General features: G+C 35.8%; 21 protein-coding genes. 5 read left to right on the top strand and 16 right to left on the bottom strand.

What is annotated here, in order from left to right; genetic code table 11:
- The first annotated feature begins 64 nt into the window (after nucleotides 1–64).
- Nucleotides 65–508 carry a hypothetical protein gene (locus tag PHQ93_RS08815; RefSeq protein WP_299943226.1) on the top strand — a complete coding sequence of 148 codons (444 nt, stop codon included), beginning with the start codon at nucleotides 65–67 and terminating at the stop codon, nucleotides 506–508.
- Here the strand turns inward: PHQ93_RS08815 and PHQ93_RS08810 are convergent.
- From PHQ93_RS08810 to tpx, 4 genes are all read right to left on the bottom strand, one after another.
- The gene (locus PHQ93_RS08810) at nucleotides 505–1,647 is read right to left on the bottom strand and encodes a hypothetical protein (protein ID WP_299943224.1); all 1,143 of its coding nucleotides are present in this window, start codon (nucleotides 1,645–1,647) and stop codon (nucleotides 505–507) included. The genes PHQ93_RS08815 and PHQ93_RS08810 overlap by 4 nt on opposite strands.
- A 64-nt stretch (nucleotides 1,648–1,711) precedes the next feature.
- Nucleotides 1,712–3,244 carry a sensor domain-containing diguanylate cyclase gene (locus PHQ93_RS08805; protein WP_299943222.1) on the bottom strand — a complete coding sequence of 511 codons (1,533 nt, stop codon included), beginning with the start codon at nucleotides 3,242–3,244 and terminating at the stop codon, nucleotides 1,712–1,714.
- A complete protein-coding gene (locus tag PHQ93_RS08800) occupies nucleotides 3,241–4,071 on the bottom strand; it encodes a substrate-binding domain-containing protein (RefSeq protein ID WP_299943220.1) in 831 nt (276 codons plus the stop codon). The genes PHQ93_RS08805 and PHQ93_RS08800 overlap by 4 nt, the downstream gene beginning before the upstream one ends.
- A 4-nt stretch (nucleotides 4,072–4,075) precedes the next feature.
- Nucleotides 4,076–4,585 carry a thiol peroxidase gene (gene tpx / locus PHQ93_RS08795; RefSeq protein ID WP_299943218.1) on the bottom strand — a complete coding sequence of 170 codons (510 nt, stop codon included), beginning with the start codon at nucleotides 4,583–4,585 and terminating at the stop codon, nucleotides 4,076–4,078.
- A gap of 110 nt (nucleotides 4,586–4,695) precedes the next feature.
- On the opposite strand from tpx, the gene PHQ93_RS08790 reads away from it, so the two are divergent.
- A complete protein-coding gene (locus tag PHQ93_RS08790) occupies nucleotides 4,696–4,932 on the top strand; it encodes a hypothetical protein (RefSeq protein WP_299943216.1) in 237 nt (78 codons plus the stop codon).
- On the opposite strand, the gene exbD is transcribed toward PHQ93_RS08790, so the two are convergent.
- From exbD to PHQ93_RS08760, 6 genes are read right to left on the bottom strand one after another with little or no spacing between them, the layout of a single operon-like run.
- A complete protein-coding gene (gene exbD, locus PHQ93_RS08785) occupies nucleotides 4,929–5,324 on the bottom strand; it encodes a TonB system transport protein ExbD (protein WP_299943214.1) in 396 nt (131 codons plus the stop codon). The genes PHQ93_RS08790 and exbD overlap by 4 nt on opposite strands.
- A 6-nt stretch (nucleotides 5,325–5,330) precedes the next feature.
- Nucleotides 5,331–5,780 (bottom strand): TonB-system energizer ExbB, encoded by a 450-nt coding sequence (gene exbB, locus PHQ93_RS08780; RefSeq protein WP_299943212.1) that lies wholly within the window; start codon nucleotides 5,778–5,780, stop codon nucleotides 5,331–5,333.
- Complete coding sequence (locus PHQ93_RS08775; protein WP_299943210.1) at nucleotides 5,780–6,610, bottom strand: sensor histidine kinase KdpD; 831 nt, start codon at nucleotides 6,608–6,610, stop codon at nucleotides 5,780–5,782. Before PHQ93_RS08775 ends, exbB begins: the two co-directional genes overlap by 1 nt.
- Nucleotides 6,600–7,253: a response regulator transcription factor gene (locus tag PHQ93_RS08770; RefSeq protein ID WP_299943208.1), complete on the bottom strand. Its 654-nt coding sequence runs from the start codon at nucleotides 7,251–7,253 to the stop codon at nucleotides 6,600–6,602. Before PHQ93_RS08770 ends, PHQ93_RS08775 begins: the two co-directional genes overlap by 11 nt.
- Nucleotides 7,246–8,253, bottom strand: coding sequence for a dihydroorotase (pyrC, locus tag PHQ93_RS08765; RefSeq protein WP_299943206.1), 1,008 nt, complete (start codon nucleotides 8,251–8,253; stop codon nucleotides 7,246–7,248). The genes PHQ93_RS08770 and pyrC overlap by 8 nt, the downstream gene beginning before the upstream one ends.
- Before the next feature lie 13 nt (nucleotides 8,254–8,266).
- Complete coding sequence (locus PHQ93_RS08760) at nucleotides 8,267–9,625, bottom strand: phosphomannomutase/phosphoglucomutase (protein WP_299943204.1); 1,359 nt, start codon at nucleotides 9,623–9,625, stop codon at nucleotides 8,267–8,269.
- 198 nt (nucleotides 9,626–9,823) lie between these two features.
- Here PHQ93_RS08760 and PHQ93_RS08755 point away from each other — a divergent pair, with 198 nt between their 5' ends.
- Nucleotides 9,824–10,267 (top strand): hypothetical protein, encoded by a 444-nt coding sequence (locus PHQ93_RS08755; RefSeq protein WP_299943202.1) that lies wholly within the window; start codon nucleotides 9,824–9,826, stop codon nucleotides 10,265–10,267.
- A 42-nt stretch (nucleotides 10,268–10,309) separates the two neighbouring features.
- On the opposite strand, the gene PHQ93_RS08750 is transcribed toward PHQ93_RS08755, so the two are convergent.
- The gene (locus PHQ93_RS08750) at nucleotides 10,310–11,761 is read right to left on the bottom strand and encodes an acetyl/propionyl/methylcrotonyl-CoA carboxylase subunit alpha (protein ID WP_299943200.1); all 1,452 of its coding nucleotides are present in this window, start codon (nucleotides 11,759–11,761) and stop codon (nucleotides 10,310–10,312) included.
- Between the two features lie 106 nt (nucleotides 11,762–11,867).
- On the opposite strand from PHQ93_RS08750, the gene PHQ93_RS08745 reads away from it, so the two are divergent.
- The gene (locus PHQ93_RS08745; protein WP_299943198.1) at nucleotides 11,868–12,743 is read left to right on the top strand and encodes a GyrI-like domain-containing protein; all 876 of its coding nucleotides are present in this window, start codon (nucleotides 11,868–11,870) and stop codon (nucleotides 12,741–12,743) included.
- A gap of 9 nt (nucleotides 12,744–12,752) precedes the next feature.
- Here PHQ93_RS08745 and PHQ93_RS08740 read toward each other — a convergent pair whose 3' ends face one another.
- The 3 genes from PHQ93_RS08740 to PHQ93_RS08730 form a co-directional block, all read right to left on the bottom strand.
- Complete coding sequence (locus PHQ93_RS08740) at nucleotides 12,753–13,013, bottom strand: type II toxin-antitoxin system RelE/ParE family toxin (protein WP_299943196.1); 261 nt, start codon at nucleotides 13,011–13,013, stop codon at nucleotides 12,753–12,755.
- A 10-nt stretch (nucleotides 13,014–13,023) separates the two neighbouring features.
- The gene (locus PHQ93_RS08735) at nucleotides 13,024–13,245 is read right to left on the bottom strand and encodes a hypothetical protein (RefSeq protein ID WP_299943194.1); all 222 of its coding nucleotides are present in this window, start codon (nucleotides 13,243–13,245) and stop codon (nucleotides 13,024–13,026) included.
- Nucleotides 13,246–13,400: 155 nt separating this feature from the next.
- Complete coding sequence (locus tag PHQ93_RS08730; protein ID WP_299943192.1) at nucleotides 13,401–13,595, bottom strand: hypothetical protein; 195 nt, start codon at nucleotides 13,593–13,595, stop codon at nucleotides 13,401–13,403.
- Between the two features lie 190 nt (nucleotides 13,596–13,785).
- On the opposite strand from PHQ93_RS08730, the gene PHQ93_RS08725 reads away from it, so the two are divergent.
- Nucleotides 13,786–14,511: an FkbM family methyltransferase gene (locus PHQ93_RS08725; RefSeq protein WP_299943189.1), complete on the top strand. Its 726-nt coding sequence runs from the start codon at nucleotides 13,786–13,788 to the stop codon at nucleotides 14,509–14,511.
- Between the two features lie 48 nt (nucleotides 14,512–14,559).
- Here PHQ93_RS08725 and PHQ93_RS08720 read toward each other — a convergent pair whose 3' ends face one another.
- Entirely contained in the window at nucleotides 14,560–15,210 is a 651-nt protein-coding gene (locus tag PHQ93_RS08720) for a nucleotidyl transferase AbiEii/AbiGii toxin family protein (RefSeq protein WP_299943186.1), read from the bottom strand.
- Complete coding sequence (locus PHQ93_RS08715; protein WP_299943184.1) at nucleotides 15,198–15,506, bottom strand: hypothetical protein; 309 nt, start codon at nucleotides 15,504–15,506, stop codon at nucleotides 15,198–15,200. The genes PHQ93_RS08720 and PHQ93_RS08715 overlap by 13 nt, the downstream gene beginning before the upstream one ends.
- Between the last annotated feature and the right edge of the window lie 138 nt (nucleotides 15,507–15,644).

Genomic DNA, 15,644 nt, shown 5'->3' with positions numbered 1-15,644 from the left:
ATTATATCAAAAATTTTAACTGCTATATTTGATATAATCACGCTAATTTTACACAGGAGTTACAGTGGAAGCAATCTACCCGTTCGCAAATATTATACATCTGATTTTAGGAATCATATTTTTAGGTTATGTTTTTAGCGATGTCGTCTTGATTTCGTCATTAAAAGAGAAGTTCAATCCGCAAACAAACAAAGAGATAAACCAAACTTTAGGGGCAAAAAGTTTTAAAATTTTTCCTCTTTCGCTTTTGGTTATCGTTTTAACCGGCGGTATGATGATGTCAAAATATATAAATTCAAATGCCGGTCTTTTTGAGACAACACTACAAAAACTGTTAGTTGTCAAAATAGTTTTAGCTTCAATCATTGTTCTTGGAGTTCTTTACAACCTCTATACTAAAATAACAAAAAAGCCTAAACATCCTTTTATGCAAGAACACTTCCATAAACTGGTTTTGGTTTTAGGATTTTTTATAGTAGTTCTTGCAAAAGCGATGTTTGTCGCTTAAAGATTTTTAGAGATTAGCGACATCATTTGCGAAAATACCGAACCGATTTGTGCTTGTAGAGAAGCTTTCTCTTCATCTTTTGCATGTGAGAGTTTTGTTTCAAGCGATTTTAAAAGTTTTTGCAGTTTCTCTAATGTTTTATCCGTAGAACCGTCGCCCTCTTGCGACTCGGTTTTATAAGAGTTGATGCCTTGAAGCTTTTTTAAACTATCTTTAGTAGAAACAAGCAAATCTGTTTCATTACTGCTCTTTTTTGAGACTGCCAAATCTATCTGAGAAATGACGCCTGCTTTCCCACTCTCAAAGAGAAAAAAACTACTCCCTCTCATAGCGCCGAGCTGCTCGTTAGAGAGAGTTTTAAGTTCAAACGGTGTGGAGATGTCTCCTAAAAATATAGCTCCGATACCCACTTCGCCAAGAGCAATCAGTTTATCTTCTCCTTGGCTCTTTTTCCAGATTCTAAGTTTGTTAAAAATCTTATCGTTTTCGTCAATCCAACCGTTTTTATCATCATCATAAGCCCTAAGCTCCTCAAAACCGTTTGAGCTTTTTGCGCCGAAGAGTTCACTCCCGTTGTCTATGATGTTATTACTGTTCTTATCAAGTGCCAAAAAAGCGCCATTCGCTCCAAGCATAGAGATTTGGTCCTCTTTTCCGTCGCTATCTATATCAAAAGCAAAAGTTTTTGTGCTAAGTGATGGAAATAAGCCGCTTAGTTCTAAGATGAGGGGGTCTTGCAGAGCTTTTGTATTCTCAAAGCTGATATTTGTTTGCTGCATAAAACTTCGAGAGAGTGAAACATTAAGTTCTAGCGCAATTTCTTTGTCGGCAGTTCTAACATAAGCAGTTGTTTGAAAACTTAGTGCTTCTGCTTCGATATAAGTCGAACTAAGCTCAAATCTATCGCTATTTTTTATTCTCTCATTTATGCTCTTAAGCAGAGATGCGCTCAAATCTTTTGTTATGCTGTTTTCATCTTTTAGATGAACTGAGTCTAAATCACTCACCGCAGGAGTTTTTGTAGATTCGTCACTTTTAAAACTCTCTTTAGTGTCAGTCGTACCCGATGCTTGAATCGAGATGCCTTTATAGCTGAAATGTTCCATATTCATAAAAACGCTATATCCGTCAACTCTCATAATATCCTCCTTGATATTTGTCTAATAACACAAAATCGGAAATATATCGTTGCCGTTTAGAGTTTTAACACTCCACAAGCGTAACACGGTTACGCCCGTTTTCCTTACTTTCATACAGCGCGTCGTCTGATTGTTTTAATAGTTTATCTCCGTTTAGAGACAAATCAGGAGAGCAGCTTGCAACTCCAAAGCTCATTGTTACAAACGGAGCCGCTTTTGAGGCTGAGTGTTCAATCCAAAGTTTAGCGACATTCTCTCTTGCTTGTTCCGTCAATCTTTTGGCTTCTGCGGGAGGCGTTGATGGCAGAAGTATAACAAACTCCTCTCCGCCGTAGCGCGCAACTATATCGATAGCACGGCTAAATGTTGACTTTAATACATCAGAGACTCGTCTGATTACGATATCACCCTTTTGGTGACCGTATGTATCGTTATAGAATTTAAAATAGTCGATATCGCACATAACGATAGATAAAATATTGCCTGTTCGTTTGGCTCTCTCTACCTCTTTAGCAAATGCTTCGTTAAAATAACGGCGGTTATAAAGACCGCTAAGACAATCAGTGGTAGCCAGAGTATCAAGAAGACAATTTTTCTCTTTAAGCTCGGCTAAAATTGCCATTTTATGAGTTATATCACGATTGGCTACGCGCACTCCCATATATGTTCCGTCATAGTTATATACCGGACGGCATATGTGATCTATGTAAATGATATCCCCGTCTTTGCGTACAATGCGAAATTCAACCTCTTGCGCATCCTCTTCGGGGCGGTTAGGCAGGTGTGCTTCATGAACATGTTGTTTCCATATAGAGACATCATCGGGATGTATGATATCGGCTAAAAGAGAGGGGTTTTGCATAAACTCTTTAGGGGTGTAACCTGTAACTCTTAGCACCGATGGAGAGACGAAAATAATATTTTTTTCCACTCCGACCCAATACTCCCAGTCATGCGTCCAGTTTGCAACGATGCGGTACTTCTCTTCATTATCTTTTAGTGTTGAGGCAAACTCTTCAAGCGGATGGATAACTTGCCTTGGGATAAGATAAAAACCGTTAAAGAATGCGATAAAGAGAAGCAGGGAACCGGAGAGCAGCATCATAGCAAACAGTGTCTGTTCAGCCTCTTTTTCCTTTTGACTGAAATAGCTGTTTAGCTCGTTCATTTTGCCCTCAAGGGTATCGGTATAGACTTTAACTGCTTCAAGTGCCGCTCTGGCATCTTCAAGGCGATTTTCCGTGCTGTATGAAACTGCACTGATAAGTTTTTTGTAGAGCTGTTCGTAACTGTCAAACAAAGAAGCAGTATCATACATATTATTTTTTTTAATTAGCAATATATCATCATGGATTTGATTTGAAATGTTAACCGCTTCTAAAAATCCCTCTTCGTTTCCCAAAAAGGTGGCATTTAGCGTTGATGAGACCATTCTTTCTATCTTTTTGGTTAGCTTTTGAGAGTGTTGATGAGCTTCAAGCATCTCCGTTAGAGAGTGATGTAAAAAAGCATACATAGCTAAAAAAGTCAACACCGTAATAATACTTGTTATAAGCGTCGGCATCCAAAGTGTGCAAAAAGAGCATTTTAGTTTCATCTCTCCACCGCCACAAAACCAAGCTCTTCAACAGCTTTTTTAAAAGAGTCGTTTTTTATCCATTTAGCGAACCGTTCAACTTTTGGATTGTCTATCTGCCACACAAGATTTAGCTCTCTCTTGATAGGATAAGCTCCCTCTTTAATACTCTCTTTTGAGGGATAAATATTATCAATAGTACTGATACGAATCGGATAGCCCATTGCAATATAGCGCTCTGCCTCTGCATGTGAAACAATGGCAATCGAGCCTTTAAGACCTGCAACCCAAAGCAGAGTGTTTATGTTGGACTCCGCTTCCCATGCATCTTCTCTGATGAGTTTTGCATCGGATGGCAGATTTTTACGTTTTGGGCTTTTTAGGCCGCTGTAATCTTCAAAAACATTTAAAGTTGCTCTATCTGTTCTTCTTGAAATAACGATTAGATTTGGACACTCGCATCCGACATCTTTCCATTTTTTTATGGAACCGTCATAAATCCCGATAAGTTCATTTTTTGTTAGATTTTTTATCTTTTGGTTTTTGTTGTAGATTATCGCTACTGCATCAACGGCGATTGTCGCATAGGCAAAGCGGTTCTTCTCTTCTTCGGTTAGATTTCGCGCAACCATGGCAACATGGCTTCTGCCGTCAATAATTTTCTCAATGCCTGACTCGGTTCCGCCTCCCTCTATGAGCAGCGGTTCTTTAGTCTCTTTATAGTAAATATCTGCAATTTTTTCTATAATCGGCTGAATTGTTGTAGCACCGCTAAGTCGCAAAGTGTTTGAAGTGACCGATTCGGCGTTTAAAAAAACGCCCAAAAGCAAAATGAGAAAAATTTTCAATTTTTTATCTGGCCTCTTTTATAGCATCAAGCGCAGCTTCATAGTTTGGCTCGCTTGTAACCTCTTTTACTATCTCTTTATAGACGATGGTTCCGCTTCTATCAACCACAAAAACGGCTCTGGCACTTAAACCTTTGAGTTTGTTATCATCCATCAAAACGCCGTAAGCTTTGCTTACGCTTTTGTCTAAGTAGTCGCTTGCAACGGTTAGATTTTCAATTCCGCTAGTCGTACAAAATCGCTCAGATGCAAATGGCAAGTCCATAGAGATAACCGTTGTCTCACAGATATCTAGGTTGTTTACATCTTCGTTAAATCGTCTTGTTTCAGCTGCACAAGTGTCTGTATCAAGTGAGGGAACGGTAACGATTAGTTGGATTTTATCTTTTGCACCGCCAATTTCTACACTTTTTAAGTCTGTTCCGACCGCGCTTACAACAGGTGCTTTGTCGCCGATACCAACAGCATCCCCTACTAAATTTACCACTGAACCTTTAAACATCGTTGTTTGCATAAGCACCCCTTATACTTTTTTGTTTATCTTAACATAAAAATTATGTAATTTGTCTTTTATGGCTCTGTTTTTTGAATATAATTGCAAAAATTTAATTAATAAGTTGATATATGCAAAACCCTTTTGAATCAGGTCACATAAAAAATTATATACTTCTTTATGTCAGTGTAGTCGTTATTATGATACTCTTTTTTATAGCTACGACGCTTTTTCATGATGTTAAAGATGTTGAGCAAAAAGTGTTTAGTACGGAAGTAAACGGCACAAAACAAGAAGATAAGAGAGAGTTAAATAAAGAACAGGAGAGTTTAAAGGATAAGTTTAAACTCATGCAAAAGAGTTATTAATTCTCTTTTGTAATTATGTATAACTGTTCGTGATTTAGTCGTTTTAAGATATCCATTACGCTTACGAAGTCTTGAAATTTTGACTCTTTATCGCTTCTAAGAACAACCGTTTGCTCTTTTGGGATTGCTGAGAGTTTAGCTTCAAGCGTCTTTAAATCTACCTTCTCTTTTTCGATAAACAGCTCGCCTTTGCTGTTTACATAGATGGTTATCTCTTTTTTACTATCCTCTTTTTTGGACGCTTTTGCCTCAGGAAGTTCAATCGGGATGATTCCTTGGTTTATGAAAGTGGCGGTTGTTAAAACCATAACCAAAAGTACAAGCATAATGTCGATAAAAGGAACGACATTTATCTCGTCAAATCTTTTTTTGGGTTTTTTAAATTTCGGCATATCGGCTTACTTGCTCTGTTTGTCTTGTTTGATATCAAAAATAGTTAATATTTTCTCAACTTTGCGAAGCAAAAGTGTGTAAACCACAATTGCCGGCATCGCAACGATTAGTCCCATTGCAGTTGCTTTTAGTGCCATTGCAAGCCCTACCATGATTTTTTTGGCATCAACCGCTCCCGTATCTCCCATTGAGTAAAAAGCAAGCATAATCCCGATTACGGTTCCTAAAAGACCGACATACGGAGCATTTGAACCTATAACGCTTATAACGCTTATGTTATCGGTTAAATCCATTTCCAATTTATCTCTGTTATCATAATCATCGACACGTACAGTGCTATAAAACATCATTCTCTCTATAAACAACCAAAGAGTAACTATACTCATAAGTATAAGAAGTCCTATGACTCCGTAATCTAGCGCCATCTCCGCATATGATAAAACATTTTTTTCCACTAATTTTCCTTAAATTTTAATATAACCGTCGTGCCGACATCAGGTTTAGATTTTAACTTTAACACGATTTTATTTGCATCACAAAATCTCTTCACCATACCAAGACCTATGCCAAAACCTCTCATGTTTTCATTGCTTTGGTAGTAGTCATCAAAGATTTTTAAAAGTTCCACTTCATCTATTCCGCAACCGTAATCATTTACATGCAGCGTAAAATTTTGCAATTTTATATCAATTTTGTGAATATATAGTGAATATTTTACAGCATTATCTATAAGATTGTCAATTACTTTTGATAAGCCTACTTTATCATTGTTGATTTGCGTCGGAGTTAGAGAGAGATTAAACTCGACATTTGGAAATATCTGTTTAAAAAAATCAATCCTCTCTCTTATGAGCTCGTCAAGATAAATAGTCTCATATTTTACGCTTGAACTTTGCAGTTTTATCATATAGTCAAGTTCGTTGTATCTCTGGCGTAACATCTCACAAGCACTCTCAATTCTTGCAATTCTCTTTAAATCTTTATCGTTATGAAGATTTTTTTTAAGCATATGAATATTTGCCATAATCGTACTGATAGGAAGATTTAGCTCATGAAGCGTCTCTTTTGAGAGGTTTTGAAGATTTGTAACATGTTCAAAGAGCGGATCTATGGAGAGTTTGGCAATAATAATCCCCGCAAAAGCCACCAAGATAAAGAGTATAAATAGCAGCAAAGAGGTGTTTTGTATCTGTATAACGGTTACAAAATAGTATAAAATAGTTAAGATGGAGATAGCCGTAATCATGTAGTATATAAAAATAATAATACGAAGATTACGAAACAAGTTTATACCCTATGCCGCGTACATTTTCTATATTTATCTGCGGTACCAACTGCTTTATGCGGTTTATGTAGACTCTTAGCGCGCCGTCGCTTCCGCCGTCACCGCTGCTCCATAACTCATCTAAGATAAGCTCTTTTGGAACGGTGTTGTTTGTATGCTTCATCAACAAAGCAAGAAGATCATACTCTTTTTTTGAGAGGTCAAGCTCTTGTTTGTTGTATAAGATACGCTTATGAATATCATCGTTGCATAGCAAGCCTACACATGGGGCATTGTCCGATTTTGCTCTTTTTAAAAGTGCTTTTATGCGAAGAAGCAGCTCGTCAATATCAAATGGTTTTGTTAAAAAATCATCTGCGCCGCTAGTAAAACTTTTTTTGAGCATCTCTTTATCTTTATGAGATGTTAAAAAGATAGCAGGGGTGTTGTCGTTTGAATCTCTTAACTCTTTTAGCACTGTTATACCGTCTATGAGCGGTACATTTATATCAAGAAGATAGAGATCAAATTTTTGCAAAAAGGTTTTATCAAGCGCACTCTGTCCGTTTGGAGAGTGCATGACTTCAAAACCGTTATCTTCTAGCAAATCAACAATAGTATCCGCAAAAAGCAGATCATCTTCAAGCAGTAAAATTTTATTCAACGCTTTGTATTGCCCAGTTAATCACTTGGTTTGCATACATAGGAACGACATTCCCGTAAGTTGCAGGTACGACAAACGGTCGTTTTTCTAAGATAACTTCTTTAAATTCAGGACAAAGTTTATAGATACTTTGTGCATTATCGCTTACAAAAGCTTGAAGGTTGTCAAGTTTGTCATACTGCTCAAAAATCTCACACAGAAGCTGAAGTGCAATCGGTGCGCTAAACACTCCTGCTGCACATCCCGCACACTCTTTTTTCTCTTTTGAGTGAGGTGCCGAGTCTGAGCCGAACATCACCTTTGGGTGAGCTTCGAGTGCTACGCCAAGAAGCGCATCCAAATCCTCAGGTCTTTTTGCGATAGGCTTACAGAAGTTGTGAGGCATCATCATTCCGCCGACCACATCATCAAGGGTGAAAAGCAGGTGGTGAACTGTTATGGTTGCGTAGAGGTTTTTGTATTTATCCAGCATATCAACCGCCGCTTTGGTGGTAATATGCTCCATTATGATTTTTAAATCGGGAAACTCTTTGGCTAAGAGTTCATAAATGCTCATAAATTCCGCTTCTCTATCCATAACAAAACCGTTTGTCTCTCCGTGAACGCAAAGAGGAATCCCTAAAACACTCATAGCTTCTAGTGTTTCGCGCATCGCTTCAATATCAAAAGATGAAACGCCGCCATCAGAATTTGTCGTAATTCCCGCAGGGTAGAGTTTGATAGCCGTAATGTGATCTACAACGCTTGCTAAAAATCTTTTGTCGTAATTTTTATAAAAAAGCGTCATATAAGGTTCAAAATAGTCGTTTGGAACGGCTGCCGTTATCCGTGTTTTATATGCTTTTACATCTTCAAGAGTCTCAATCGGCGGAACAAGATTTGGCATAATGATTCCACCGCTAAAACTATATGCGCTAAGAGGTGCAACAGTTTCAAGCATAACTCCATCACGAAGATGAAGATGCATATCTAGCGGCATTAAAAGAGTATGAGTTTTCATAAAAATTCCTTTGTTACAAACTTTCTTTAGCTTTTATAATAAGATCATTTATAGCTTTTTCGTAGAGTTTTGCCTCTTCTTTTGAAGTTGATTCAAAACGAGTAACCAAAACAGGAGTCGTGTTGCTGGCTCTTACCAATCCCCAGCCGTTTTGGAAGTTTATGCGAACGCCGTCTACATCGATGATGTTTTTTATAGCCGGAAAAGAAGCAGGAGGAGTTTTTAGAAGCTCTTTTACCTTATCTATGATTTTAAACTTCTCGGCTTCCGTCGTATGAACTTTTATCTCTTCCGTTGAGAAAACTTGAGGTAGTTTTGCAAGTTCTGCATCTAAGTCAATGCCGTCATGCACAAGCTCTAACATTCTAAGCGTTGCGTAAATCGCATCGTCATAACCGAAGTAGCGATTTTTGAAAAATACATGTCCGCTTACTTCACAAGCAAGGTCAGCGTTTGTCTCTTGCATTTTTACTTTTAGGTTTGAGTGACCCGTTTTGTACATAATCGCTTTTGCACCGCGCTTCTCTAGCTCATCATACATAACTTGAGAACACTTCACCTCTCCAATTACGGTCGGCTTATCCATCTTCATAGCATATAAAAGAGCCATCATATCGCCTTTTATATTGTTTTTATGCGTTAATACCGCGATTCTGTCGGCATCACCGTCATAAGCAAAAGCGATATCGCCGTCTGTTGCTAAGAGTTTTTTGATATCTTCTAGGTTGTGCTCATCGGAAGGGTCTGGATGGTGGTTTGGAAAAGTTCCGTCTGGGTCTATGTAAAGCCCTTTTGCGTTAAGTTCTAATGCACCAAAAATTCTCTCCGTTACGACACCTGCAACACCGTTTCCGCAATCATAAACGATGCGTGTAGGCATAGCTTTTAGGTGTTGAAATTCGCTCACTAAAAAATCAACATAGCGAGTAAGAGCGTCTATCTTTGTAACATCTCTGGCAACTTTTGCGGGAAAATCCATAGCTTCACACTCACGACCCAGAGCATAGATCTGCTCACCGAAAAACGGAGCTTTGTTTATAGTGATTTTAAAACCGTTGTATTCGCTTGGGTTGTGCGAGCCTGTAATCATCACAGAAGCTGATGCGCTAACTCCGTTAAACTCATTGTAATTACAAAAGTAGTTTACAGGAGTAGGAACAAGCCCCATATCTAGAACTTTTTTACCTCCGGCATTAAGTCCGTGAACAAGGTACTCAAAGAGAATAGGGGAGTGACTTCTTGCATCATAACCGACTGCAACATATTCGCCCTCTATTTTTGAAGCCAAAGCATAACCTATGCGAACAACACTCTGCTCATTTAACTCTTTTTCGAAAATCCCTCTAATGTCATACTCTCTGTAAATGCTCACTTTTTACACCTTTTGTAAATTTATGGATGTAATTTTACAATAAATCACTTAGAATCTCATAATCAATGAGAGTATGCAGCTTGAAAAAAATCAAATAAGTAAATATGTTTAAAATTAGATTTTTTAATACATTTTTTATCATGTGGTGGATAGAATACTCAATACTCATAAATTATTGGTACTTTATGTAAAAATTGAGTGTCAGATATAATTTTTTTTGGAAAAAATATGGATAACAATATCAATAACAGACTTGAAGTCCTTGTTAAAAAAACATACTATATCTACCAGAGATTTAATATTCACTCGACATTTGCTCTCTTGTACCATGAAGAGCCTCTAAGTGTTATTGAATTATCAAAATATGTCAGAATTTCTGATCAGTTTATACCTTTAGATGACAATCACTATTTTATTATTTTTGAGTTTACAGCTGAAAAAAATGCATACAAAGCATCGCAGAATATTATCTATAAGTTGGATAACCATTTTAATGCAAATCAAGGAACTTTTATCGCTTTAAACTCTTTAGATATTCACAAATCTCCTCAAAATATATTGAGCAGACTCAAGCAGATTATAGCTCAAATGCGTAGAGATTGTTGCAGTCGCGTTGAAACGGAAGATATACTGGAGAGATAAGGAGATTGCCGTGCCTCTTAAAGAGGCTTGCAATGAGAATGCTTAATGTCTAGTGATTAATTTATGCTCTTTAATTTTCTTTATAAGATTAGCTATAAATGAAGTTTTTTCTTCCTCTTTTGCTATTGATTTTGTAGCTTTTAGGTTGAAAAGTTCCATTTTTTTATCAAGGTAACTTGTATCTAGTTTTCCTGCGATAAAATCAGCATCTTTCACGATTTCTCTATGAAGAGAGAGGTTTGTAGTAACTCCGTCGATGTAAAATTCATCTAAAGCTCTTGAAGCTTTTTTTACGGCACCTTCCCAGTCAAGCGCCCAAACTATAAGTTTTCCAACCATTGAATCATAGTTTGGAGGAATTGTGTATCCAGCGTATGCACTTGAGTCAATTCTTACCCCTGGACCACCAGGAGTGATATAGTTTGTGATAGTTCCAACTGATGGCATAAAGTTGTTTTGAGGATTTTCAGCGTTGATTCTAAACTCGATTGCATATCCGCGGAATTTGATCTCTTCTTGTAAAAATTTTAGCTTATCACCCTCTGCAATCTCTATCATTCTTTGAATAATATCTATTCCGGAGATAATCTCAGTTACAGGATGCTCAACTTGAACCCTTGTGTTCATCTCTATGAAGTAGATATTGTCGTCTGCATCAAGTAGATATTCTACTGTTCCAACACTCTCGTAGCCTAATTTTAGCATTGCTTTTGTAGAAATTCTATAAAGCTCTTTTCTCGCTTCAGGGCTTAGTCTAGGAGAAGGAGCAATTTCGATTACTTTTTGGTGTCTTCTTTGAATCGAACAATCTCTCTCGCCTAAGTGTACAACATTTCCGTATTTATCGGCAACTATTTGGATTTCGATATGTCTTGGATTTTCTACATATTTCTCAATGAAAACTTCACCTTTTCCAAAATATTTTATCGCCTCATTTGTTGCAGAGTCAAACATTTCATTAAAAAGATTTGCACTTTTAACGATTCTCATACCTCTTCCGCCGCCGCCAAAAGCAGCTTTTATGATAACAGGAAAGCCTATTTGCGTAGCAACTCTTGCACCCTCAGCTTTATCTATAACCGGCTCATCCGTTCCTTCTAAAACAGGTACGCCGATTTCACGCATTGCAACTTTTGAAGCCATCTTATCGCCAAAAAGTGCGATGTGCGCCGGTTTTGGACCGATAAAAATAAGTCCTCTATCTTCACAAGCCTGTGCAAACTCTGCATTTTCAGATAAGAAACCATATCCTGGATGAATAGCATCACAACCTGCTTTGAGCGCCAAAGTGATAATTCTGTCATAGTCAAGATAAGCTTGTAGAGCGTCTCCCATAATCGGATAACACTCATCAGCTTTTTTTACCCAGATTCCCTCTAAATCAACTTCAGAGAAAATAGCTACGCTTTTTACATCCAATTCTTTACAAGCTCTAATAATTCTTAGAGCTATTTCGCCTCTGTTTGCAACCAGTATCTTGGTAATTTTTTTCATGCCTAAACCTTGTGGGAAAATTTTACTAAGATTTTATACTTTTTTTAAAATAATTTCTTCACTATTTATGCGCAAAAAGTTATCTATTTTTGCTAAAATACAGATTATGAAAAAAAATACACTGCAAAAAAGAGTGCAAATTGCAAACGACATTATGTATTATGTTTACACGCACATTGACACAAATATCAATATGGACGAACTTAGCACCGATTTGGAGATTTCCAAATTTCATATGCATAGAATTTTTAAAGATGTTTTTGGAAAAAATATTTATGAGAGCATAAAATCCATAAGATTGCAAAAAGCGTCAAATCTGCTCCTAACTAACAAGTTCTCAACAATAAGCGATGTCGCAAATATTTGCGGTTACAGCTCTCAAACCTCTTTTATCCGCGTTTTTAAAGAACGATTTGAAATGACGCCAAAAGCGTGGAAAAACGGCGGTTATAAAGAGTACTCACAGCATATTATCGAGCAGTCGCCAAAAGCAAAAAAGTCAACCGCAAAATTTGACCATTTAGAGCCTACCATTGTAAAAATGCCGCTGATAGAGAGCTACTATATAAGACACAGCGGGTACAATGCACAGATAAAGCAAACATGGCAAAAACTTCAAACTTGGATATTTAGCAACAACATCACGGAGTTTAAGCAGATTGCTCTTTTTCACGACAATCCGACCGTAACAGAGCTTCACGAGTGTCAATATGTAGCATGTGTAGTTGTAGAAAACGGCTTAAACATCAAAAGTGACAGACTGCCGAAGTTTAATATCTCGGATGGAATTTATGCGAAGTTTGATTTAGTCGGGGAACAGGGAGATATGCTAAAATTTATCCAGTGGGTTTATCATGAATGGTTACCGAAAAGTGAATACGAAACCACCACAAAACCGCCGTATGTAATCTATAGAAAAAACAATTACTTATCTGAAGACGGCAGATTTGATATAAGTTTTTACCTCTCGATAAAGTTTTAGAGATACTATTTAGTAAATATCACCTCTATTATCGCCATTTTCAATGTATATAATCAACTCTTCATCAATAACATCATATAAAAATCTATAGTTTCCTACTCTTAGTCTAAAGCCATGGCTGTTTTTCATTTTTTTGATATCTAGAGAGTCACTTTTTGGGTATGGATTTACTTGAAGTAGAGTAAGTTTTTCTTTGATTGTTTGTTTGTCTTTTGGATTTCTGCTGTTGATAAACTTTATAACTTTTTTGTGAAGTTTGATTGTGTACATATAGACAATCTTATTTTATATCGTCTAAAGTACCATAATTTTGAGGAGACTCTTTTCTCTCTTTTCTGCCATTAAGTATATGTTTATAATCATCTTCATTTTTAGATAAAGCTTCAATTTTAAAAGAGTTTGTATCTAATTTTTCAATAATTTTTACATCAGACTTCAAATGATTTAAAAAGTACATAATTTTATCGAGTGCAGAGTCTTTCACCTCTATGGTTATTTGCATTTTAAAACCCTATATTTGTAGTAAATAAAATTATATCAAAAATTTGTTTTACATTAAGCGTGAGATTTTTTAAAGGGGTCGAATTCGATTCCTTTAAAAATGAAGCCGCCAACTCTTAAGAAGTTAGCAGGTAAATAAACTTATATGTAAGAAAATTATTTTGAGTTGCCGTACTTCTCCTGCAACTCTTTTACTTTTTCATAGCTCTCTTTTTGTGCTTCTACAATTTCATCAAACGATAAGCCTTTCATAATTGTTGCATACAAAAAAGGCTTATCTTTACGCCAATTTCTTAATGTTCTAGGGTCAATATCAAAAAGTCTTGCCATGTCTTGCTGTGTTAGTTTCATTCAAAAACTCTACACAAAAAAATATTCTAAAAAAATTCGGAATTATTTGTATGTAATTTATTTTGAAATAGGAATTATATGTGTATAATAAAAATTATTTTAGGAATTAAATTCCCAATAAACTTAAAATATAAGAAACAATAGAACTTTATATATAAGAGTTGCTAAGAAAAGTAAGGAAAAAGACTTAATGATAAAAAAATACTTCAAAAGTGATGATTTCAGAAAATTGAAATTAAAATTTAGACAATTAATTGGGACAGAACCAAAATTTTCTAAGGATGTAAATCTGCAAACAGAAAATTTCTCAGGATGGCATCTTGTCTCAAGTTTAGTCAATGAAAATGATATAGTTTATTCTATAGGTATTTGTGATGATATAGGATTTGATTTATCTATAATAGAAAATAAAAAAGTGCAATTATTTGCATTTGACCCAACGCCATATTCGGTCAAATGGATTGATGACCAAAAACTACCTGAGGGATTTCATTTTTTTCCTTGGGCGGCTTCCGGAGAAGACGGAAAGTTTTTTCTTTACCCAAGAGTAGATAAAAAAGGAAAAAAATCAGAAGTTATGTACACTTTTCACACACAAGATGAGAATCGAAATGATGGCGTTATTGTTGATGCATTTACGGTTGAATCAATGATGGAAAAATTAGAACATACAAAAATTGATCTACTAAAAATTGATATCGAGGGTGCTGAATATGAATTTCTAGACACTTTGCTTAACTCTTCATTAAGACCAAAACAGTTACTTGTTGAATTTCATCATCGTTTTAAAGGAATTGGAAAGCAAAAAACAATTGATGTTGTTAATCGCTTAAAAAAAGAGGGTTATTTGATAACGCATATATCAATAACCGGCAGAGAATTAAGTTTTGTGCATAAAAACGAAATTAATTTGTAAAAAATCACTCATAAACTCGAAGTTTTATGGGTGCATAGGAATAGTGCTTTAGCAAGTAGCGTTAGAAATTTCATCCACAAGTTTTGGATATTCTTTATCAAAATCATCCAAAAAATGTTTATCAACAAGTATGATATCATCAAGCAGTGACCGTGGAAAACTTTTAAGCCTCACTATAAGCTCTTCATCGCTAAAACCGGCTTTTTGATGAGCCGATTGAACTGTTTCAACCCAGTCAAATTTATAAAATTTCCAAATCAAATAGATATCAAATATATCTTTTGGATTGTCTCTACCTATGACTGCCGTGAGTTTATTGCTGAGAATATTTTCAATATTGTCTATGATATATCCATCTTTTGTTACAACAACATCTTTATATCTTGCATCTATATCATTTACAAAATCCACTTGCAGAAAATTATTGATTTTATATCTTGTAAAATCTTTTGACTCTATTTCGATGCTAAGGTCAAACTTAGCCGCAAGTGCTTGTTTTATCTTTTTGATAGCAAAACTGTATCTTGGGGAGTTGTTGGTAAAAAAGTCTAAATCATCCGAATATCTTTTTTCTTGATAAAATCTGCTAAGGCAAGTGCCGCCGGTTAGGTAAAAAATATTTTCAACACTAAAAACCACCTCTAAAACTTTATCTTGAAGCTCATAGAGTTTTTGATAACCAAAATTTATGCTATCCATTTGAGCTCATCTATCAAAAGAGGTTTGTCAAAAAAATAGACTTCCGCCATATTTTTTCGCCTAAAAGCAAAGTCCCCGTTAAATTGCGGTACCTTATAATTTTCCAAAAGAAGTTTTAAGTCATCTTGGGCAAATAGAGTTAAATCAGAAAAAAGCTTGGTACTGTTTAGCAAAATTTTTTCAAACAAAAATGATTTTTTTTGCAAATCATTACCCTCTGCTATGGCTTTTATGTCTTGGACTTCAAGCCTCATATCCCAAAAACAATCTTTGAGTATTCTTTGATAATCTAACATTTTTACCGCCTTTTATAGTGTGATATTAACATATTTTCACTCAAAAATTGGCTTCTTTGCCAAATTTAATCATAAACCAAAGAGCACTCTATAAGCCTCAAATAACTCTCTTATGCTATTATTATAAAAAAATAAAGA

The organism is Sulfurimonas sp. (genome assembly GCF_028714975.1).
Lineage (GTDB): Bacteria > Campylobacterota > Campylobacteria > Campylobacterales > Sulfurimonadaceae > Sulfurimonas.
Note: the sequence above shows the minus strand (reverse complement) of the source record. Positions and strands in the feature narration are given on the sequence as shown.